The 21,334-nt window shown below is 38.4% G+C and carries 17 protein-coding genes and 1 pseudogene; 15 read left to right on the forward strand and 3 right to left on the reverse strand.

Translation table 11 applies throughout. The annotated features are described in order from the left end of the window. Nucleotides 1–1,246 (reverse strand): ribonuclease J (locus ACTTKV_RS04670; RefSeq protein WP_442549487.1); only part of this gene is annotated, 1,246 nt, incomplete at its 3' end. Further along, on the reverse strand, nucleotides 1,203–2,054 hold the full coding sequence (gene rsmA / locus ACTTKV_RS04675; RefSeq protein ID WP_442549561.1) for a 16S rRNA (adenine(1518)-N(6)/adenine(1519)-N(6))-dimethyltransferase RsmA: 852 nt from the start codon (nucleotides 2,052–2,054) through the stop codon (nucleotides 1,203–1,205). The genes ACTTKV_RS04670 and rsmA, both read right to left, overlap by 44 nt. Nucleotides 2,055–2,161: 107 nt before the next feature. Here rsmA and ACTTKV_RS04680 point away from each other — a divergent pair, with 107 nt between their 5' ends. The 6 genes from ACTTKV_RS04680 to ACTTKV_RS04705 all read left to right on the forward strand — a co-directional run bounded on the left by ACTTKV_RS04680 (nucleotide 2,162) and on the right by ACTTKV_RS04705 (nucleotide 9,154). Beyond that, a complete protein-coding gene (locus ACTTKV_RS04680; protein ID WP_442549488.1) occupies nucleotides 2,162–5,440 on the forward strand; it encodes a DEAD/DEAH box helicase in 3,279 nt (1,092 codons plus the stop codon). A 2-nt stretch (nucleotides 5,441–5,442) separates the two neighbouring features. Further along, a complete protein-coding gene (hisF, locus tag ACTTKV_RS04685; protein ID WP_442549489.1) occupies nucleotides 5,443–6,198 on the forward strand; it encodes an imidazole glycerol phosphate synthase subunit HisF in 756 nt (251 codons plus the stop codon). Next, on the forward strand, nucleotides 6,198–6,878 hold the full coding sequence (locus ACTTKV_RS04690; RefSeq protein ID WP_442549490.1) for a purine-nucleoside phosphorylase: 681 nt from the start codon (nucleotides 6,198–6,200) through the stop codon (nucleotides 6,876–6,878). The genes hisF and ACTTKV_RS04690 overlap by 1 nt, the downstream gene beginning before the upstream one ends. After that, on the forward strand, nucleotides 6,875–8,020 hold the full coding sequence (gene rlmN, locus ACTTKV_RS04695; RefSeq protein ID WP_442549491.1) for a 23S rRNA (adenine(2503)-C(2))-methyltransferase RlmN: 1,146 nt from the start codon (nucleotides 6,875–6,877) through the stop codon (nucleotides 8,018–8,020). Before ACTTKV_RS04690 ends, rlmN begins: the two co-directional genes overlap by 4 nt. A 199-nt stretch (nucleotides 8,021–8,219) precedes the next feature. After that, on the forward strand, nucleotides 8,220–8,624 hold the full coding sequence (locus tag ACTTKV_RS04700) for a hypothetical protein (RefSeq protein ID WP_442549492.1): 405 nt from the start codon (nucleotides 8,220–8,222) through the stop codon (nucleotides 8,622–8,624). Nucleotides 8,625–8,626: 2 nt separating this feature from the next. Further along, entirely contained in the window at nucleotides 8,627–9,154 is a 528-nt protein-coding gene (locus tag ACTTKV_RS04705) for a hypothetical protein (protein ID WP_442549493.1), read from the forward strand. 2 nt (nucleotides 9,155–9,156) lie between these two features. Here the strand turns inward: ACTTKV_RS04705 and ACTTKV_RS04710 are convergent, their stop codons facing one another. Then, the gene (locus ACTTKV_RS04710; protein WP_442549494.1) at nucleotides 9,157–10,074 is read right to left on the reverse strand and encodes a pseudouridine synthase family protein; all 918 of its coding nucleotides are present in this window, start codon (nucleotides 10,072–10,074) and stop codon (nucleotides 9,157–9,159) included. A 186-nt stretch (nucleotides 10,075–10,260) separates the two neighbouring features. Between ACTTKV_RS04710 and purB the strand changes: the two genes are divergently transcribed. The 9 genes and pseudogenes from purB to ACTTKV_RS04755 all read left to right on the forward strand — a co-directional run bounded on the left by purB (nucleotide 10,261) and on the right by ACTTKV_RS04755 (nucleotide 21,330). Beyond that, the gene (purB, locus tag ACTTKV_RS04715; RefSeq protein ID WP_442549496.1) at nucleotides 10,261–11,592 is read left to right on the forward strand and encodes an adenylosuccinate lyase; all 1,332 of its coding nucleotides are present in this window, start codon (nucleotides 10,261–10,263) and stop codon (nucleotides 11,590–11,592) included. A gap of 320 nt (nucleotides 11,593–11,912) precedes the next feature. Then, complete coding sequence (locus ACTTKV_RS04720) at nucleotides 11,913–14,288, forward strand: ribonucleoside-diphosphate reductase subunit alpha (protein ID WP_442549497.1); 2,376 nt, start codon at nucleotides 11,913–11,915, stop codon at nucleotides 14,286–14,288. Nucleotides 14,289–14,342: 54 nt separating this feature from the next. Then, on the forward strand, nucleotides 14,343–14,756 hold the full coding sequence (locus tag ACTTKV_RS04725; protein WP_442549498.1) for a RipA family octameric membrane protein: 414 nt from the start codon (nucleotides 14,343–14,345) through the stop codon (nucleotides 14,754–14,756). Nucleotides 14,757–14,766: 10 nt separating this feature from the next. Continuing rightward, complete coding sequence (locus tag ACTTKV_RS04730; protein WP_442549499.1) at nucleotides 14,767–15,162, forward strand: TIR domain-containing protein; 396 nt, start codon at nucleotides 14,767–14,769, stop codon at nucleotides 15,160–15,162. 513 nt (nucleotides 15,163–15,675) lie between these two features. Next, nucleotides 15,676–17,958, forward strand: a pseudogene (locus ACTTKV_RS04735) (ribonucleoside triphosphate reductase). An 80-nt stretch (nucleotides 17,959–18,038) separates the two neighbouring features. After that, nucleotides 18,039–18,713 carry an anaerobic ribonucleoside-triphosphate reductase activating protein gene (locus tag ACTTKV_RS04740; protein ID WP_442549500.1) on the forward strand — a complete coding sequence of 225 codons (675 nt, stop codon included), beginning with the start codon at nucleotides 18,039–18,041 and terminating at the stop codon, nucleotides 18,711–18,713. 74 nt (nucleotides 18,714–18,787) lie between these two features. Then, complete coding sequence (locus ACTTKV_RS04745) at nucleotides 18,788–19,933, forward strand: iron-containing alcohol dehydrogenase (RefSeq protein WP_442549501.1); 1,146 nt, start codon at nucleotides 18,788–18,790, stop codon at nucleotides 19,931–19,933. 28 nt (nucleotides 19,934–19,961) lie between these two features. Beyond that, nucleotides 19,962–20,600, forward strand: a complete 639-nt coding sequence (locus ACTTKV_RS04750) for an NAD(P)H-binding protein (protein WP_442549502.1) — start codon at nucleotides 19,962–19,964, stop codon at nucleotides 20,598–20,600. Nucleotides 20,601–20,763: 163 nt separating this feature from the next. Continuing rightward, nucleotides 20,764–21,330, forward strand: coding sequence for a flavin reductase family protein (locus tag ACTTKV_RS04755; RefSeq protein WP_442549503.1), 567 nt, complete (start codon nucleotides 20,764–20,766; stop codon nucleotides 21,328–21,330). Nucleotides 21,331–21,334 lie beyond the last annotated feature (4 nt).

Genomic DNA, 21,334 nt, shown 5'->3' on the forward strand with positions numbered 1-21,334 from the left:
AGACTTTGCGGTTGTATTTTAGTCCCCAGTCGATCGCCTGATAGACGCGGTGGATGTTTGAGCTAAATGTGCTCATTATCACGCGGCCTTTGGCTTTGGAAAAAATCGCATCAAAGGTCTTGCCTACACTACTTTCACTCTTTGTAAAACCCTCTTTATAGCTGTTTGTGCTATCACTCATCAGACACAGTACGCCCCGTTCGCCATAATATGCAAGTCTGCCAAGATCAGTTGGGTAGCCGTCGATCGGCGTGTGGTCGATCTTAAAGTCGCCTGTATGGATGATCGTACCAGCTTTTGTGCTGATAGCAAGTGCAGAAGCATCAATGATAGAGTGGGTTATATGTATCCACTCGACTTCAAAATCACCTATAAGATATGGTTTTCTTTTCTCGACAGAGCGGAAAAGCGAACGCTCTTGTTTTAGGCCATGCTCTTCAAATTTATTATTTATCATTCCAAGCGGAAGCGGTGTTGCATAGATAGGAAATTTGAACTCTTTGTAAAAATAAGGCACCGCACCGATGTGATCCTCGTGCGCGTGAGTGATGATGACGCCTTTTATCTTATCTTTTATTTTTCTAACATAGTCAAAGTCAGGGATTAGTATATCTACGCCGTGCATACTTTCGCTAGGAAAGCTCATGCCGATATCCACGATGATCGCACTGTCTTGTGTTTCAAAGATGGTCATATTGCCACCGATCTCACCAAGTCCCCCAAGAGGTGTTATGCGGATCTTGTGTTCGCTAGAGTTTAGATACTTCATTGGCTCTAGACGCAGTTCGTGAACGGCCTTGTTTGCCACCATTGCACTTGCGATATCTTGCTGCCATTGTTCATTGCCGTTTAGCTTAGCTGGTAAACTTTTCTTTGGCTTTTTAGCCTTTTTTGGTTTATCTTTTGACTCTTTTACTTCAGCTTTAGTCTCATTTACACTGTCATTTTTTGACTCTTGTGGCTGCTTAGGCTTTTGTTCTTTTGCTTTGCCATTTTGTTCATTTTTATTTTGATTTTTATTGTTTCTTTGTTTGTTTGGGCGAGAATTTTGACTCTTTGGCTCGCTGTGCGCCTCAGCTTCAGCTTGCTCCGCTGCAAAGAAGTTATCTATCACACTTTTGCTTGCCAGTGAAGTTTGTTCGGTAGTTTCGCCCTCTTGTTTTGGCTTGTTTTTTGGTCTAAATCTTCGTCTTTTATTGTTTTTACTTTGGTTGGTTACAACTTTCTCTTCGTTTTTGTCGCTCATTATCTTCCTTTGTAATCTCAAATATCTTTAGATAAGAATCGACATCTAGCTCATGTGGACGTAAATTTGTGGCTAAGTTTATATTTTCAAAAATTTCTTCTAGCGCCCTTTTGTCAAAATTTGTGGATAAATTTTTCAAAAGCGTCTTTCTTGGCGAAGCAAATGCAGCTTTTAAGAAGTCTTTAAAGCTTTCATATAAATTTGTATCTTTGAAAATTCCGTCTTTGCCGAAAATTTTTTCTGTTTTTTGTAATCTTATGACCGAGGAGGTAACCTTTGGAGGCGGGTTGAAAAGTTTTGCATCCACGTCAAACAAAAGCTCACACCTGCCCTGGAGTGAAGCGAGGACCGATAAAGCGCTAAATTCTTTATCCCTGCTCTTTGCACTAAATTTAAGAGCAACCTCTTTTTGTATCATCACGATAAGGCCAAGGCATTTTTCGTCATCTATCGCATTTAGGATCATCTTCGTAGCAACGTAATAGGGTAAATTTGCGACCAAAAAGTAGTTCTCACTACTTAGTCCGCCCTCTTCTTGCCACTGCTCTAAAGCATCTTTACAAAAAAGTTTTAATTGTCCATTTTGGATCTCATTTGCAAATTTGGCCTTTAAAATTTGAAACAGCTCACAATCTATCTCAAAACAGGTCGTCTTGTAAATTTGCAAAAGTCTAAATGTCAAATCACCTAAGCCAGGCCCAATCTCAACGACGTTTGCCACGTTCTTGGGTATCGCTTGGATGATCTTATCTAGTGTCGCTTTGTCTTGTAAAAAATTCTGTCCAAAGTGCTTTTTTGCCTTTATCATAGCCGCGATATTAGCCAAAAATTACTTATACAATGATTACAAGTTTAGTTTAATCATATATAAAATGGATTATAATCACTAAATAATAACGAAATAGGGCATAAACTTTGAGCAAGGCAAATACCTTAAAATACTTTTTATTATCACAATATTTAGAGCCAAAAACTTTAGATGAGTCAAAAAAGACAAATAGCAAATTTAAAAAATCAATGGACCTTGAGATTACAAATTTTGATGAGAAATTTCTGCAAATTTTAAGAGCATTTGATAGGCCTCTTTTGAAAAATGGTGTAGAAATTTCAATTTATGGTGGCATTTTTGAGACTGAATTGCTTGCTCTTACGATATCAAAGCTAGCAAAGGTGAAATTTCAAAAAGAGCAAATTTTAGACGAGCTGAGGTCTGAACAAACGAGCTTTGATAAGGCGTTTTGTTATAAATTTAAGCTCGCAGGCGATCTAGTATTTTGCAAAAATGAGCAAAGTTTTGCTCTAAAAGAGGCAAATTTAGATGATGAGTTAAGCCCATTTTTTACGCCAAGCTCATCAAATGACCTTTTCATCTCCACGGCCCCATGGGCTATTGTTAGACTGGACCACTTAAAAGAGATAAGTCAAAACGACTTTAATAAAGAGTGCGAGCGTATAAAAGATAAACTCTCTATCTATAAAAAAAAAGTGAGGCTTAGTGAATACTTAAAAGTGGTGCATGAAGAGCTAAAAAACTCTCTTAAAACACCATTTTGTAAGGATATGATCAGGCTTGAGATAAGGATAGCTGATCCAAATTTCAAAGAGAGCGAGAGCCTTTTAAATAGCTTTTTTATAGATGATATAAATTTACTCATCAAATTTTATGAGTCAGGCAGGACGCACAAGCTAACGGATCAGTTGTTAGACGAGGGCAGTGAAAATAAATTTGAGAGGCTTGACGTTAGAGATGAGCTAAACCAAAGGGCGGTTAGGGACTTTTTTAGGGCTGAGCGTTACCCAAGATCGGCCTTTGCAAGTGATTACGCTTTAAATTTCTCGCAGCAAATGGCGTTAAACAATATCATAGAGAAATTTAAAGAAGGAAGTGGCGGGATATATAGTGTCAATGGCGCTCCAGGCATTGGAAAGACGACGCTTTTAAAGGATGTGATGGCTGAGGTTGTGACGCTTAGGGCGATGAAGCTCGCGCAAATGAGCAGGCACGATATCTTTGAGCCAGTTTATGATAGCGATAAAAAAGTGCTTTATTTTAAGCTAAATGACGAGCTACAGGGCTACGAAATGGTTGTTAGCTCTTGCAATAACGGCGCGGTTGAGATCTTGAGCAAGGAGCTAAGCCAGCAAAAGAGTATCGGTGATTATGCTGGCGAGATTGATTATTTTAAATTTATAGCGACAAGGCTTCTCTCGGTTGATGAAAAGACTAAATTTGGTGAGAAGTCATTTATATCAAAGCCAGCTTGGGGACTGTTTTGCGTGGCGCTTGGTTCAAAGCAAAATAAGTCAAATTTTGTTTTTAATGCGATTAATGGTGTAAAGATCGAGGCTACTCACAGCCAATATGACGAGACCCTAAAAGAGTACGGCGAGTTTTTGGAGCAAGATGGCTTTTTAATGGGTCTTGGTAAGTATTTGGCTACAGGTGATGAGATAGATGATTTTGACGAGGCAAAGGAGAAATTTAATCAAGCCTTGCATGAGGTAAATTTACTTTTTAGTGAGATCAGGATCAAAGAAGAGGAGTTGAATGGTCTTAAAACCGAGCTTAGCGACATTGATCGAAGGCTTGAGAGCTATAACTCAGCTAGGCAGGTAGATGAGCTTTTGCAGCCTTTAAAAGAGGAACTTTTTAAAAATTCAAGAGAACTGGATGCTAAAAAAACAGAGGCAGAGGAGTTAAGGAGACTTGTTAACCAAAATGAGGCTTTACAAGAGTATCTAAATTTACCGCAAAAGCCAGCATTCTTTACTTTTCAGCAAATTTTTAAAACCGATGCCTTTGAAAAATACAATGATGAAGTTATAAAAATTGGTGAGATAAATCGTCAGATAGCTGAGCAAAATTTAAAAGCAAGCAAGCAAAATAGTGAAAACAGAGAAAAAAATAAAGCAAGGCTTGATGAGCTGGAAATCGAGATGGCTGAGCTCGATGATAAAATTTCACAGCTCAATACAAAGATAGACTACTTTAGTAGGCTTTGTGATGATTTTAATAGGCGTCAAAAAATAATCGGTAGAAGTGAAGAGCTTGATAATTATTTAAATGGTAATTTTAGCAAGAGCAACGAAGAGATGCAAAAGAGTATGCCATTTATGATGGAGCTTGGTGTGGATGAGAAATTTTACAAAACAAAGCTTTTTAGAGGAAGAATAGAGCTTTTTAAAGAAGCCTTAAATTTGCACAAATCAGCTATTTTTGCTTGCAAAGAAGCTGTTAGGACAAATCTACGAGCACTTAGCATCATCTTTAATGATGAAAAGATGGCTGAAAAAAACGGTCTTAAATCTAAAGATAGGCGTGAGATAATCAAAGGATTATTTTTGCTAACGCCGGTTGTTAGCTCTACATTTGCATCGTTTAACAACACCTTTAAAGATCTTTTAAATGGTGATATAGGCATGCTTTTGATAGATGAATCAGGGCAGGCAAATTTAACTAACGCGTTAGGTGCACTGCTTAGGTCAAAGATGGCTGTAGTGGTTGGCGATCCACTTCAGCTTGAGCCAGTCGTAACGCTACCTGTTAGTTTAAATAACGCAATACTTAGCTACTGCGAGGCAAAAGAGGAGTTTAACTTACTTAAATCATCACTCCAACTAAGAGCAGATAAGGTACAAAATATCGGCACGTATATAAAAGGAAGCGGTGAGAGTATCTGGGTCGGTTCGCCATTGATCGTTCATAGAAGGTGCGCCAATCCTATGTTTGAAATCTCAAACGAAACAACCTATGATGATATGATGATACTTGGCAGAAGTGCAGCTAGTAAATTTAAAAATACTAACGTGCAAACAAAGTGGATAGATGTTAGGAGCGAAGAGTGGATAGGTAACTACAATAAAGCCGAAGGTGATGTGGTTAAAAAACTTTTGGAGAGTGAGCTAGCTAGTGAGAAAAATAACATCAGAATAATAACACCGTTTAAAGATGTTTGTAGAAATTTAAAAGGCGCTGGCACCATCCACACTATGCAAGGAAAAGAGGCCGATGTTATTGTGTTTGTGTTAGGCGGAGCGACAAAGGGAGCTAGGGCGTGGGCTGCTAGCAAACCAAATCTACTAAACGTGGCGCTAACAAGAGCAAAAGAGGTTATTTATATAGTTGGAAACCGAGAAAATTGGGCTAGTTTGCCATATTTTGAGGTGGCAGCTAGAAAGATAGACAAAGGATAAATTTGAATCATTTCGCAAAACGCATAATCCCATGCCTCGACGTAAAAGACGGCAGGGTCGTAAAAGGTGTAAATTTTGTTGGACTTGTCGACGCTGGAGACCCAGTCGAGATAGCTAAAAGATATAACAACGAGGGTGCTGACGAGCTTTGCTTTTTGGATATCACAGCCTCCCACCTTGGTCGTGACACCATAGTCGATGTCGTAAAAAAGGTCGCAAGTAAGCTTTTTATACCGCTAACCGTTGGTGGAGGCATACGCACGATCGATGATATTTCTCGTCTTTTAAATGCGGGCTGTGACAAGGTGAGTCTAAACTCATCGGCGATAAAAGATCCAAATTTGATTGACGAAGCGGCTAAGAAATTTGGCTCTCAATGTGTCGTTGTGGCGATCGATGCTAAAAAGATAGAAAATGGTTATAGCGTTTTTATAAATGGCGGAAGGATCGATACCAAAAAGGATACCTTCGCTTGGGCAAAAGAGGTAGAGTCGCGTGGAGCAGGGGAAATTTTACTAACGTCTATGGATAATGACGGCGTTAAACAGGGCTTTAGTCTGGAGCTAACAAGGATCTTTAGCACACTTTCTATACCAACTATCGCAAGCGGTGGCGCTGGTAAGATGGAACATTTTAAAGAGGCTTTTGAAGCTGGGGCTGATGCGTGTTTGGCGGCTTCGATATTTCACTTTGGCGAGATTGAGATAAAAAAACTAAAAGAGTATCTCAAAGCAAATGGTGTTGAGGTTAGGCTTTGATGTTGGTTATCTCAGCTGGAAAAAACGAAATTTTTGACTTTGCCTTGCCGATGGGTGTAGGGTTAGTTGATATGGCGATAAATTTGACTAAATTTTTGCAAAAAAGATCATGCGTGGGAATAGGTGAAAAGAGTATAAATTTAAAAAATATCGATCCACACTACCTTACAAAGATCGAGGCTAAATTCGCAAACTCATCAAATCCAGAGCTACAAAATCTAAGCCAAAATTTATCAAAAAATCCTGAGCGAAATTTATACCAGATGCCAGAAAAGATAGTTTTTGTTGGTTCGGCTGGTCTATACAAAGATGGTGAAATTTTGCAAATTTATGAAAGCTCGTTTGGAGCAAATATTGAAATTTCTAGCATAGAAAATAGATCTTATTCACCTATCGAGTGTGAAATTTCTTCTATCGTTTCACGTGGAACTATTAAAATAAATTCATCAAATTTCATAACGACAGATAAAAATTTAGCTCATAAGATGTTTGAAAAGGGTTATTTTTTAGAAAATATGGAGTTTTTTTCTGTTCTAAAAGTAGCTCAAATTTTTAAAATTCCAGCTTATGGAATTTTTGTATCGACAAATTTTTGTGATGAAAATGCACATGCTGAGTTTATAAAAAATCACTCTGCAGCCAAAGAGCTACTAACAAAATATGTAAAGGAAAATATGTGAAAAATTTGCTTGATCTTAGCATCGAAGAGTTAAAAGAGCTAGTCTCTCCCTCTTTTAGAGCGACGCAAATTTATGAGTGGGTTTACAAAAAAAATGCGACAGAATTTAGCCAAATGCTAAATTTACCAAAGGATATGCGTCAGGATCTGGCTGAGAAATTTTACCTTGATCCTTTAAAATGTGTGAAATTTGAGCAAAGCAGCGACGGCTCGATAAAGTATCTTTTTGAGCTAAAAGATGGGCTGAAGATAGAGAGTGTTTTACTGCCTATGAAAGAGGAGATTAGTGACGAAGATGGTAAGATCAGTCGTTATGCTCGTTATACTGTTTGTGTTAGTTCTCAGGTTGGCTGCAAAATGGGCTGTGCTTTTTGCCTAACAACAAAGGGCGGACTTGTTAGAAATTTGACTGCTGGTGAGATCGTAGGACAAATTTTGTGGATAAAAAGAGAGAATAATATACCATATGAGAGGCGCATAAATGTCGTTTATATGGGTATGGGCGAGCCACTCGATAACCTTGCTAACGTTAGTAAAGCGATCAAAATTTTAGCTCTTAATGAGGGGTTGGCTATATCACCACGTCGCCAAACCGTTTCAACTAGCGGCCTTGGTAGCCAGATAAAAAAGCTTGGTGAGATGGACCTTGGGGTATTGCTAGCCATATCACTCCATGCTGTTACTAACGAGCTTAGAAGCCGCCTAATGCCGATAAATAAGGCTTATAATATCGAGGCTGTTATGGACGCTGTTAGGGAATTTCCTATCGATATGCGTAAGCGCGTGATGTTTGAATATCTTGTTATCAAGGACTTAAACGATAGTGTTAGTGATGCTAAAAAGTTAGTAAAACTACTGCATGGTATCAAGGCAAAGGTAAATCTCATATATTTTAACCCACATGAGGGCAGTGAATTTGGACGACCTGAGCTTGCCAGCATGATAAAATTTCAAGAATATCTAAGGGATCATGGTGTCACTTGCACGATCAGACAGAGTAAAGGACTTGACATAAGTGCTGCTTGTGGACAACTAAAACAGCGAAATGAAAATCCAAAATTTAAAGCTAACGTTAGCGATAAGAGTGCAACTAAAGCACAGGAAAATCTTACTAACGACAAAACTAACGTGAATAAAAAATGACAACTCTTGATATCGCTGAGATAGTTTTTATATGCATTGTAGTTGGGATTGGGGTTTTTGGACTTATTAAAGTAATAGCTTATGATAAAAACTAATTCTTATTTAATTGTGTAGAAATTTATAAAATTAAATATTAAGTAAATATTTATAAGACAAGGGATAAGATTTGTGTTGGAATTTACATATAAAAGGATATATAGTGAGGTTTCTAACATTATTTTTTATCTTGTTATTTTCTGGTTGTGCAGTCATCTCACAGGAAGCTTTTGTTGTAGCAAATAAGCCAAATGTTAAGTCGTATTTTGTAGAACACCAGCCAAATGACAAGCGCGGAATTAATGAGCTTATTAAATCCCGAATAAAGCAGCAAGGTTTCAATATCGTAAATAGTAGAACAGATGCTGATATTATTGTCAATTATATTGATCTATGGTATTGGGATTTTAAAAACTACCTTCTAAATCTGCGAATTATTTTTAGGGATAGTAGTGATTCTTTTCCTATAATAGTGGGAAATAGTGTGCGTAGTTCACTTGTTAGAAAAGATCCTGACTTTATGGTCAATGAGGTATTAACCAAAATGTTTGAAAAGCAAGGAAAATAGGAATGAAAAATATATTTTTTATTTTAATAATAGTGTTTTTTAGTGGATGTATGCCCAAGGTTCAGTCCGAAAAAATGATTTTAGATGCTACTATACATAAGCAGCTTACAAAAGATAGCATAAATGTATTTGTTTATGGTGATAAAGGAGTCTATTTTCCAGGAAATGGTGGCCTTATTAGTAATACAAAGATATTAGATAAAAAACAGATTTTGGATGCTGTTGTAAAAAGTATACAAAAATCAGCTATGTTTGGACCAATAGAAAATAATAGTAAATATAAATTAGATATTTTTATTATAAAAGCTTTAAATATAAAAAGTAGTGATATTTTAACATGGGAAATAAGTTTGGAAATGGCTTGGAATTTAAGTAAAGACAGCAAAACCATTTGGCGAAAAACATTTACATCAGTTGGTAAAAATAAAACCTTTATTGGTTATGATAGAGTCGAGGGTGCTTATAATGATGCTGTAAAAAATAATATTGATAAAGCCCTTTCTCAAATAAGTGAGCTAAATTTAAAATAATCTCATTCTTGTTTTACTAATTTCGTTAATTGGTAAAACTCATTTCCGGCGTCAAATTTACTTTTTATATCGTAAAAAATTTCATCAAATTTAAATGAAATTTCATCTGAGTGAAGCAAGAGTCTTTTTGCTCCAGTTAGCTTTATCCGTTCAAGCTCACCCATTTTTTTGTCTAAAATTTTCTCGATCTGTGGACGCGACAAACCATAAAGTGGTTCGCCAAGGATCTTGTGTTTCACATGAAACAAATGCAAGCGAATTTGATGCTGTCTGCCAGTGAGAGGGATGGCCCGAACCAAAGTCGTATCAGTATCGTCAAAATACTTAATCGGCAAAATTTTAGTAACCGCACTCTTGCCATTTTCGCAAATTTGCATTCGCATTTTCACATCGTCATAGTTGTTTGCTAGATCCATTTTTGCATCGATCGTAAATTCTTGTTCGATTTTGCCTTGCACCATAGCGACGTAGCTTTTAAAAACCTCTCGGTTTTCAAAAATTTTCTTTAGTTTAATAGTAGAATTTCTGTCTTTTCCAACGACTATCACACCACTCGTCTCAAAGTCCAGCCTATGTACCACGCTCGCTTCTCGCCCAAAAAGTGTGTAAATTTCATCGTTTAGCGAGTATTCGCAGTGTCTGCCATTTGGGTGGCTTAGCACGCCACTTGGCTTATCAAATACAGCAAAGCTTTCGCACTCAAAGATCGGCTTAAGCCCTTTTGGCTCTGGCTTATAGTCGATCAAAAAAACATCACCACACAAGATGGCATTTTTCTCACTCACGACATTGCCCTCACAGATGAGTCTACCCTTGTCGATGAAGCGTTGTGCTTCCCTCATACTAAAGCCATTTTGCAGTAAAATTTCGTAAGCTTTTTGATGATCTACAGTGGCGATAAATTTATTTACGTAGGGCAAAAATAATCCTTTAAAAAATGAGCGAGCTATCTTAAGCCCAAATTTATAAGTATATAACCGACATTTCAGCCCGGATTTTATATAATCAAAACTTAAATTTAAGAAAATTACAAGATGTGATTTTGGCCCTAAAAAGTCAAATTTATACCTTTAAAATAAAAAGAAACTAATACAAAAGGTTCAACGATGGTCGAAAGATACTCACGCAAAGAGATGGCTGAAAAGTGGAGCATACAAGCAAAATACGATGCTTGGCTAAAGGTAGAAAAAGCTGCCGTTAAGGCTTGGAATAAGCTCGGCTTTATAAACGACAGTGATTGCGAGAAAATTTGCAAAAACGCTAAATTTGAAGTGGCTCGCATCGACGAGATAGAAAAGACGACAAAACACGACGTCATCGCATTTTTAACAAGCGTCAGCGAGAGCCTTGGCGAGGAGAGCAGGTTCGTGCACTACGGCATGACCTCAAGCGACTGCATCGACACAGCCGTCGCACTTCAGATGAAAGAGAGCCTAGAGCTCATTATTAACGACGTAGAAGAGTTTATGCAGGCGATCAAAGATAGGGCAAACGAGCACAAGCACACGCTCATGGTCGGCAGAAGCCACGGCATCCACGGCGAGCCGATAACCTTTGGCCTCGTGCTTGCCATCTGGTACGACGAGATCGCAAGGGCGCTAAAGCTCATTAAAGATGCAAAAGATACGATCAGTTACGGCAAACTCTCAGGCGCTATGGGAAATTTAGCTCACGCTCCGATGGAATTTGAAGAGCTAACATGCGAGGAGCTTGGTCTAAAAGCTGCCCCAGCATCAAATCAAGTGATCCAGCGCGACCGCTACGCACATGTGGTAAGCGCCATCGCAGTTCTAGCCTCGACTTGTGAGAAGATCGCAGTCGCTATTAGACATTACCAAAGGACTGAGGTTTATGAGGCTGAGGAGTATTTTAGCCCAGGACAAAAAGGCTCAAGCGCGATGCCACACAAACGCAATCCAGTCCTTAGCGAAAACATCACTGGCCTTTGCAGAGTGCTACGCTCATACGTCACGCCAGCGCTTGAAAACGTCGCCCTTTGGCACGAGCGCGACATCAGCCACAGCTCGGTTGAGAGATTTATCCTGCCAGATATGTTTATCACGGCTGATTTTATGCTGGTTCGCATCAAAAATTTGATAGCAAATTTAGTCGTATATCCAGAAAATATGATGAAAAATTTAAATTTAACAGGCGGTTTGGTATTTTCGCAACGTGTGCTTTTACAGCTACCACAGCGTGGAATCTCTAGAGAGGACGCCTACAAGATCGTTCAGCGCAATGCCATGAAGGTCTGGGCAGACTTGCAAGAGGGCAAAAAGGCGATCGATGAGCAAGGTCACAGTCTATTTTTACAAAATTTACTAGCCGACGAGGACCTAACCAAAAGCCTTAGTAAAGATGAGATCAAAGAGTGCTTTGACTACAACTACTACACCAAAAACGTAGATAAAATTTTTGTTAGAGTCTTTGGCAAATAAATTTAAACGCAAGGGGTAAAATTAACACCCCCTTTTTTTTTCTGCAACTACCACAAACCACTATAACATTAAATTTGCTAGCTAAAGAGATGGTATTTGCTTGCAAAAACATGTAAATTTGAGTTGCATAAATTTAGCGAAAAAAAGCAATTCAAAACGTCATTACATTGCTTTTAAAACTTTAGATTAAGGCATTTCTTAAGCTATGTTGTTCTCATTTTGATGGTTAAGTTTGTATTTAAATATAGTTTGTGACAAAGAGAGTTTTTATCTCTTTTTGGATAAAATCTCACATTAAAATTTAATACGGAGAGATATTTTTGAAAGTTATAAAACGCAATGGAAGAACCGAAGAGCTTGATATAAGTAAGATTAAAAAATATACAAATGAAGCCGTTTTTGGTCTTAGTAATGTAAGCCTTAGTGAACTTGAAGTGGACGCGAAAATCCAGTTTAGAGATATGATAACGACTGAGGAAATCCAACAAACTCTTATAAAAACAGCAGTTGATAAGATAGACATCGACCGCCCAAACTGGACATTTGTTGCTGCGAGACTATTTTTGTTCGACCTTTATCACAAAGTGACTGGCTTTAACGGCTACAATCACTTAAAAGATTACCTAGTAAAAGGTGAAAAAGTAGGCCGCATCATCCCTGGGCTAAAAGAGAAGTACGATCTTGAGGATCTAAACGCCTACATTAAGCCTGAGCGCGACCTGCAGTTTGCATACCTTGGTATCAAAACGCTTTATGACCGCTATCTCATCAAAGATAAGAATGGCATGCCAATCGAGCTTCCACAGCATATGTTTATGGCGATCGCGATGTTTCTTGCGCAAAATGAGCTAGACAGCCAAGGTTGGGCTAAGAAATTTTACGATCTCATCTCTAAATTTGAAGTGATGTTAGCCACGCCAACGCTCTCAAATGCAAGGACTACACGCCACCAGCTTAGCAGCTGTTACGTAGGCAGCACGCCTGATAATATCGAGGGCATTTTTGATAGCTACAAAGAGATGGCACTACTTTCAAAATTTGGTGGCGGCATCGGCTGGGACTGGAGTAAGGTGCGTGCGATGGGCGGCAGCATCGACGGACACAAAAACGCAGCTGGTGGTATCATACCATTTTTAAAAGTGACAAACGACATCGCAGTAGCGGTCGATCAGCTAGGCACTAGAAAAGGTGCGATCGCTGTTTATATTGAGCCTTGGCATATGGACGTGAGTGATTTTCTTGATCTTCGTAAAAACTCAGGCGAAGAGCGCCGCAGAGCACACGAGCTATTCCCTGCGCTTTGGATAAACGACCTATTTATGAAGCGTGTTAAAGAAAATGGCCGTTGGAGCCTTTTTGACCCAGCTCAAGTGAGCGACCTTTGCGACCTTTATGGCGAGGCGTTTGAGAAGAGATACTTGGAGTATGAAAACGACGAAAATATCCAGAAAAACACCATTCTTGTAAAAGAGCTTTGGAAGAAAATTTTAACTAGCTATTTTGAAACTGGCATGCCATTTTTGTGCTTTAAAGACAATGCCAACAAAGCAAATCCAAACGACCACGAGGGCATCATCAGAAGCTCAAATTTATGCACCGAAATTTTCCAAAATACAGCGCCAAACTACTATAAGATCAAGATCACTTATGAAGATGGCGATGAGGAGCTATTTGACGAAGAAGAAGACGTCACGGTCGATAGCGGCATAACTAAAAAAGCCAAAAAACTTAGCGCACTTGATAGCCTAAAAGGCAAGCAAATTTTCATCGTAGAAAAAGAGAGCATCGAGGGCAAAACGGCAGTTTGCAACCTTGCAAGTATAAATTTAAGCAAGATAAATAGCAAAGAAGACATTGAGCGTGTCGTGCCGATAGCTATTAGAATGCTTGATAACGTTATAGACCTAAATTTCTACCCACACAAAAAGGTAAAACACACAAACCTATCATCTCGCTCGATCGGCCTTGGTGTCATGGGTGAGGCGCAAATGCTAGCTGAGAAAAACGTAAAATGGGGCAGTTACGAGCATTTGGCGCTCATTGACAGCATAATGGAAAACATAAGCTACAACGCCATCTACGCTAGCTCAAATTTAGCCGTAGAAAAGGGCGTATATCCAAAATTTGAGGGCTCAAAATGGAGCAAAGGTATCATGCCTATAGACACAGCAAACGAGAACGCAAAGGTTCTTTTAAATGACAAAGGCGGACTATTTGATGAAAATGTCTGCGACTGGGATAAGCTAAGAGAAAAGGTCAAGCGTGACGGCATGAGAAACGGCTACCTAATGGCGATCGCCCCAACTAGCTCGATCTCGATCCTTGTTGGCACTACTCAGACCATCGAGCCAGTCTATAAACGCAAGTGGTTCGAGCACAACCTAAGCGGTATGATCCCAAATGTCGTGCCAAATTTAAGCCCTGATACTTGGCAGTTTTACACGCCAGCATACGAGCTTGATCAGAGAATTTTGATAAAAGCAGGCGCGATCCGCCAAAAATGGATCGACCAAGGTCAAAGTCTAAATATCTTCATGAGCTTAGACAAAGCAAGTGGCGGCTATCTAAGTGAAATTTACACGCTTGCATGGGAGCTTGGACTAAAATCAACTTATTATCTTCGCTCTGAGTCACCAGACAGCGAAAAACTAAATGACGTAGCCGACCGCTCTATCGAATGCGAGGGGTGTCAGTAAAACCATATAATTAAAACATTGAAATCTAATTAGTAAAATTATGAAAGGATAAATTTGGAAAATAAAGATATTGTTTTAGCTCAATGGCAAACCTGTGTAGAAATGGCAAATTATATAAGCCAAAGGCGAGATACTTTAAACAATTTGTTTGTAACTCTCAACATGGCAATTTTAACGGCTATTTCAATTATATGGGATTTAAAATCTTTAATTGTTTCTTTGATTGGTGTTTTATTATGCTTTGCTTGGATTTTTATATTAAGAAATTTTAGAATTCTAAATAGTGAAAAATTTAAAGTCATTAATGATATTGAAAACAAACTACCAGACAAACCATTTATCAAAGAATGGGAGCTTTTAAAAGATAGAAAATATATAGACGGGACAATACTTGAGTATTTTATTCCGTCAATATTTATAGTATCTTATATTGTTTTAATTGTTATTTTAATATGTAATTATTCGTAAGGAAAAATTTATGTACAATTTATTTATTAGTCACTCTTGGGCATATAGAGAAGCATATGATAATCTTGTAAAGCTATTGAATGCAAAACCATATTTTTATTATAAAAATTATTCAGTTCCTAAAAACAACCCAATTCATAATGCGGATAGTGATTGGGAGCTGAAAGAAGCAATAAAAAGGCAAATGCAGCCAGCAAGTTGCATTATTATATTGGCTGGAGTATATGCTACTTATAGCAAATGGATTAATATTGAAATAGAGTTGGCAAAAAGCATGAGCAAGAAAATAATTGCTGTACAACCTTGGGCAGCAGAAAGAACCTCTATGGTAGTTAAAAACTCTGCCGACAGGATAGTTAAGTGGAGTACGGATTCTATTGTTGATGCTATACGAGAACTTTGTTAGTAGGAATAATTATATGAGTTATTTTTTATACCCTTGTTATTTATATAAGATTGTTTGTAAAAATTTTAAATTTATATTATCGCTGTATGGTAGGAAATTTAAGATTTGTATAAAAAAGACCGCTCTCGCGACCTTTAAATTTCGCGGCTTACATGCACCTGCACCCGCAGCCTCCGCTTGATTTTATCGCGTCAAATACCTCGTCGTAGTTTATCTCTTTTGCGATCTTGACAACAATTTGTTTTGAGACTAGTAAGTATTTATTGCTTGCGGCTTGTAAAATTTTAAATAGGTTAATTTAAAAACTTAAACTAAAATAATTATTTAAGTAAAATAATCAAAATTTAGTTTAAAATACTTAAATAACGTAAATTTATCCTTTAAGAAAACTTCATAAAATTTTATATTTTTTGATAAATATTATTAAACAAAAGAAAATAGTTGTCTATTGTTTAAGCTTTCTTGTCTTATACTTTAAAACTCCATATTAAAAAAAATCGGAAAGAGTGGGCGATGCGTGAAATTTTAAAACGAGACGGCACAAGACAAGAATTTGTAGCATATAAGATAGTAGATGCGATAAAAAAGGCATTTGCAAGCGAAAATGTGGCTTATGACGAGCAAGTTTTTACAAACGTAGTCCAAGATATCTTTCAAAAATCAAGCGCAATAACAGTCGAGGACATCCAAGATGCGATCGAAAAAGAGCTATTTGCTGGCGGTTACTTCGACGTCCTAAAAAGCTTTATGCTCTACCGCCACACACATAAGCTTCAACGCGAGCAAATTTTGGGCCTAAACGCCGACACGACCTATATAAACTCAACCCAGACGATAAATGAATATATAAACGGCACCGACTGGAGAATTTCTGCGAATTCAAACACGAGCTATTCAAACGCAGGCCTTATAAATAATACCGCTGGCAAAGTTATCGCAAACTACTGGCTGGACGCTGTTTATAACAAAGAAGAGGGTCTAGCTCACAGAAACGGCGACTATCACATCCACGACCTTGACTGCCTTACAGGGTACTGCGCTGGCTGGAGCCTGCGAGCCTTGCTAAATGAGGGCTTTAACGGCGTTCGTGGCAGGGTTGAGAGCAGAGCGCCAAAGCACTTTAGAGAAGCACTCTATCAAATGGCAAATTTCTTAGGCATTTTGCAAAGCGAGTGGGCGGGCGCTCAGGCGTTTTCGAGCTTTGACACCTACCTTGCGCCTTATGTTTTTAAAGACGATCTAAGCGACGCTGAGATCAAAAAGGCGATCACGAGTTTTATATTTAACCTAAACGTTCCTGCACGCTGGGGACAAAGTCCGTTTACAAACGTCACTATCGACATCACCTGCCCAAGCGACCTAAGGGATCAGATCCCAACAAGCGATGATATACACCTTTTTACAAATGTAAAAGATGAGAAAATTTTGAAAAAAGCAAACGAGCGCGGCAGGAAAAATTTGATCGATATGACCTATAAGGACTTCGAGCCTGAGATGGCACGCATAGACAAGGCATTTTATGAGGTTTTGACAGCTGGTGACAAGTGCTCACAGCCTTTTACATTTCCGATACCAACGGTAAATATTACAGAGGATTTTAACTGGGATAGCGAAGTAGCCGACATACTCTTTGAAAATACTGCCAAAATGGGCTCAAGCTACTTTCAAAATTTCATCGGCTCGCAGTACACTTATGACGAAAATGGCAACAAGATAGAAAACGAAAACGCCTATAAACCAGGTCACGTGCGCTCTATGTGCTGCCGCTTACAGCTTGATCTAAGAGAGTTGCTAAAGCGTGGAGGTGGCCTTTTTGGTAGTGCGGAGATGACAGGCTCGATCGGAGTTGTGACTATAAATTTGGCTCGCCTGGGATACAACTACAAAGGCGATAAAGTCGCACTCTATAACAGACTGAGTTATCTTTTAGAGCTAGCTAAATCAACTCTAGAGAAAAAGCGTAAATTTATCCAAGAGATGTATGACAGAGGTCTTTACCCTTACACAGCTAGATATCTAAAGCACTTTAATAACCACTTTAGCACGATCGGCATAAACGGCATGAACGAGCTGCTTAGAAATTTTACAGACGATAAAGAGAATATTTCAACAAAATTTGGACGAGATTTTGCCCTTGAAATGGTTCAATTTTTACGTGATAAGATAAGGACATTTCAAGAAGAAACTGGAAATTTATACAACCTTGAGGCAACACCAGCTGAAGGTACAACATATCGCTTTGCTAAAGAGGATAAAAAACGCTATCCAGACATTATCCAAGCGGGCGAGGGAGAAAATATTTACTACACAAACTCAACCCAGCTTCCAGCAAATTTTACAGATGATGCTTACGAGGCACTTGATTTGCAAGATGAGCTTCAAACCTCATACACAGGTGGTACAGTCTTTCACCTTTATATGAAAGAGCGTATAAGCTCAGCCAAAGCTTGCAAGGAGCTTGTAAAGAGCATAATCTCAAACTACAAACTACCGTATATCACGATAACGCCGGTATTTAGCGTTTGTGCAAAACATGGATATATAGCTGGCGAGCATGAGTTTTGTCCACTTTGTGATGCAGAATTAATAGAAAAAGAGAAAAATAATTCCAAATAAGGAGAGCAAATGACAGAAAAAGATATTTTGGAAAAAGTACAAGACAAGCGTACAAAGTGTGTAGTTTATACACGTGTTATGGGCTATCATCGTCCAGTTGAGAGCTTTAACCTTGGCAAAAAAGGTGAACACAAAGAGCGTGTAAAATTTGACGAGCACGCGAGTTGCTGCAAAAGATAAATCATTGCAGTAAAATACAACAATAAAATACAAAAAGGCACAATCTTCTGTGCCTTTTAAATTTCAAAAGGTCCACAAATTTGCAAAAAATCTTTAGTATAACGCCATTTACTACGCTTGACTACCCAGACAAAGTGGCTGCAGTAGTTTGGTTTGCAGGCTGTAATATGCGGTGTGTATACTGCTACAACGTAGAGGTTGTAGATTCAAACGGCACTATAGGTACGGACGAGGTTTGTAGCTTTTTAGATCGTCGTATCGGCAAGCTAAATGGCATCGTCTTTAGTGGTGGTGAGTGCACAGCAAATCCTTTATTTCTAAAGCTTGCAAGAGAAGTTAAGGCGAGAAATTTTTGCCTAAAAGTCGATACAAATGGCTCACATCCTGAGATTTTAAAAAGTGCTATTGATGAAGGATTGATTGATTATATTGCACTTGATTTTAAAGCACCGAAAGAAAAATTTGTAGGTGTAACCGGCTCAAATTTATATGAAAAATTTTCTAGCACACTAAAATATCTACTTGAAATAAATTTTGACTTTGAAGTTAGAACAACCGTGCATGCGGACTTGTTAAGCGAGATTGATATCGCCAAGATGTCAGAAACACTTTATGAGTTTGGTTATAGAGGTAATTATTATTTGCAAAAATTCTTTGACACAGGCGAAAATTTTGGGAATTTAAGCGATCCAAAAAATAGCTTTGATCTAGCAAAAATCACTTCAAAACTACCCATTAAACTAAGAAATTTCTAACTACCAACTTATTCTTATTAAGAAAATTTTTGTTTTGTAAAACTATAATTATTAAAATTTAGCAAGGAGAAACTATGCAAAACTTCAGCTTTTTAAATCCCACAAGAATAGAATTTGGCAAAGACAAAGAGCAAAACATGGGCAAATATATGAGAGAATTTGGCGTTAAAAAGACGCTCATCATATATGGCAGTGAGAGGATCAAGCAAAACGGCCTTTTTGAAGTGGCTGCAAAAAGTCTAGTTGCAAATGGTATAGGGTTTTGTGCGATCGGTGGTGTAAAAAGCAATCCAGTGTTAAGCAAGGTAAAAGAGGCTATAAATTTAGCCAAAAGCGAGGGCGTCGATAGTGTGCTAGCCATTGGCGGAGGCTCGGTGCTTGATAGTGCCAAGGCCGTGGCTGCTGGAGCAAAATATAGTGGCGATGTTTGGGATTTTTTTACAGGCAGAGACCCAAGCGAAGCGCTGATGATCTTTGACATCATAACGCTTGCGGCAACTGGCTCAGAGATGAACGGCGGCTCAGTCGTCACAAATGAAGCTACAAAGCAAAAATTTGCTATGCATGGCGACTGCATAAGGCCAAAAGTATCGGTGGTAAATCCACTACTTCAAGCAAGCGTGAGCAAAGAGTATTTGGTGTATTCGGCTTCTGACATTATCGCTCATAGTATCGAGGGTTACTTTACAGCGAGTGTTCAGCCTGGGATCATAAATTTATACATCGAAGCAAATATAAAAACCGTTATGAAAACAACAGAAATTTTACTAAAAGAGCCAGGTAATTACGATGCTAGAGGTGAGTTTGCTTGGGCTGCGACGATGGCGTTAAATGGACTAACTTATGTTGGCACGGCTGGCTTTAGCTATCCAAACCATATGATCGAGCATGCCATAGGTGCGGTGGTAGACTGCGCGCACGGAGCTGGACTAAGTGTGGTTATGCCAGCTTGGATGAAGTGGTATAAGGATAGAAATTTAGATGCATTTAAGCGTTTTGGTAGAGAAATTTTTGGTGTAGATGATGCGGACTTGGCTATAGAGAGGCTAAAAGAGTGGTTTAATAAGGTTGGCACGCCAACAAGTCTTATTGAAATCGGAGTTGATGATACAAATTTAGATGAGATCATGGCTCTAGTTTATGACTATGCGAAAGGTAGGAGGCTAGAGCAAATTTATACAAAAGAAGCTATAAGTGAAATTTTTGCCTTAGCGAGATAAAATTTATCTAAATTTATAAAGGAATAGTATGAAAAAGATCGCCCTTATAGCTGGAGCTAGTGGTGCTGTGGGAAGCGAAATTTTAAAAAATTTATGCCAGAGTGAGCATTATAGTAAGGTCATCGCTCTTGTTAGGCACGAGCTAGAATTTACTCATGAAAAGCTTGAAGCAAAAGTAATAAATTTTGATGAGCTTAAAGATGAAGTGCCATTTATTGTTGATGAGGTCTTTTGTGCACTAGGCACAACGATGAAAGCAGCAAAGCATAAAGAACAGTTTTATAAGGTGGATGCGACTTATCCTATAAATTTTGCCAAATTTGGCTTGGAGTGCGGCGCAAAACGTTTTGTTTTTATCTCGGCAGTAGGAGCTAGTAGAAAGTCAGGCTCATTTTATTTAAAAGTAAAAGGACAAGCAGAAAGCAAAATACAAGAGCTTGGCTACAACTCACTTCAGATCGTTAGAACCCCGCTTATAAAAGCCGATAGAAAAGAATTTAGGTTAGGTGAGTATTTGGCGATAAAGGCGTTTAAATTTATCCCAAAAGGCTTTTTGGACGAATACCGCCCAATGAGAGCAGAAGATATCGCTAAAGTGGTCGTTGAAGTGGCACAAGATCACAGCGAGGGCGTGAAAATTTATAGCCCTATGGAATATACAAAATGAAAAAAATATATCTTGATAACAGAAGCAGGCTCTGGCATAGGAGCTGCCACAAAGACAGAATTTGACTATGCTGTCAAATATTAGGCAAAAAGATAAAATTTGTTTATAACTATCCATATAAAGGTGGATTAAACTATAAATAAAACCAAATCAAGGAAACAAAATGGCACTACAAAAAGTTGATCTAAACAAAGCCTATCGTCTGATAAATCATGGCCCAACAGTTATCATCTTAGCAAGTCACGGTGATGTCGTAGACGCTATGAATGCCTCTTGGGTCTGTCCACTAGACTACGACAAGATAACAGCGGTCATAGACTCTAGCTCATTCACTCGCTCACTTTTTGAAAAGAGTGGTAAATTTGGCCTTTGTGTGCCATTTTTTAAAGATACACCACTTATTGCAAGGCTTGGAATTACCAGCATGCACGGCGACAAAGAGAAGCTCGCTGGGGTGGAGATGTTTTACGAAAATGGCGTACCTTTGCTAAAAGAGTGCGCGGCCTATATGGTTTGTGAGATCATTAAAGATAGTAAAAACGAGAGTGAATTTGATCTATTTAAGGCTAAAGTTGTGGCAGCCTACGCCGATACACGCGTTTTTAAAGATGGCCACTGGAAATTTGAAAATTTAGATGACGACCTCAAAACGCCTCACTACATAGCTGGCGGGCAGTTTTACACTGATGGGGCTGCTAAATTTGAGGATAAGGCAGTCATTATTGGCTAAAAGG

It is taken from the genome of Campylobacter sp. (genome assembly GCF_052169515.1).
Classification (GTDB): Bacteria; Campylobacterota; Campylobacteria; order Campylobacterales; family Campylobacteraceae; genus Campylobacter_A.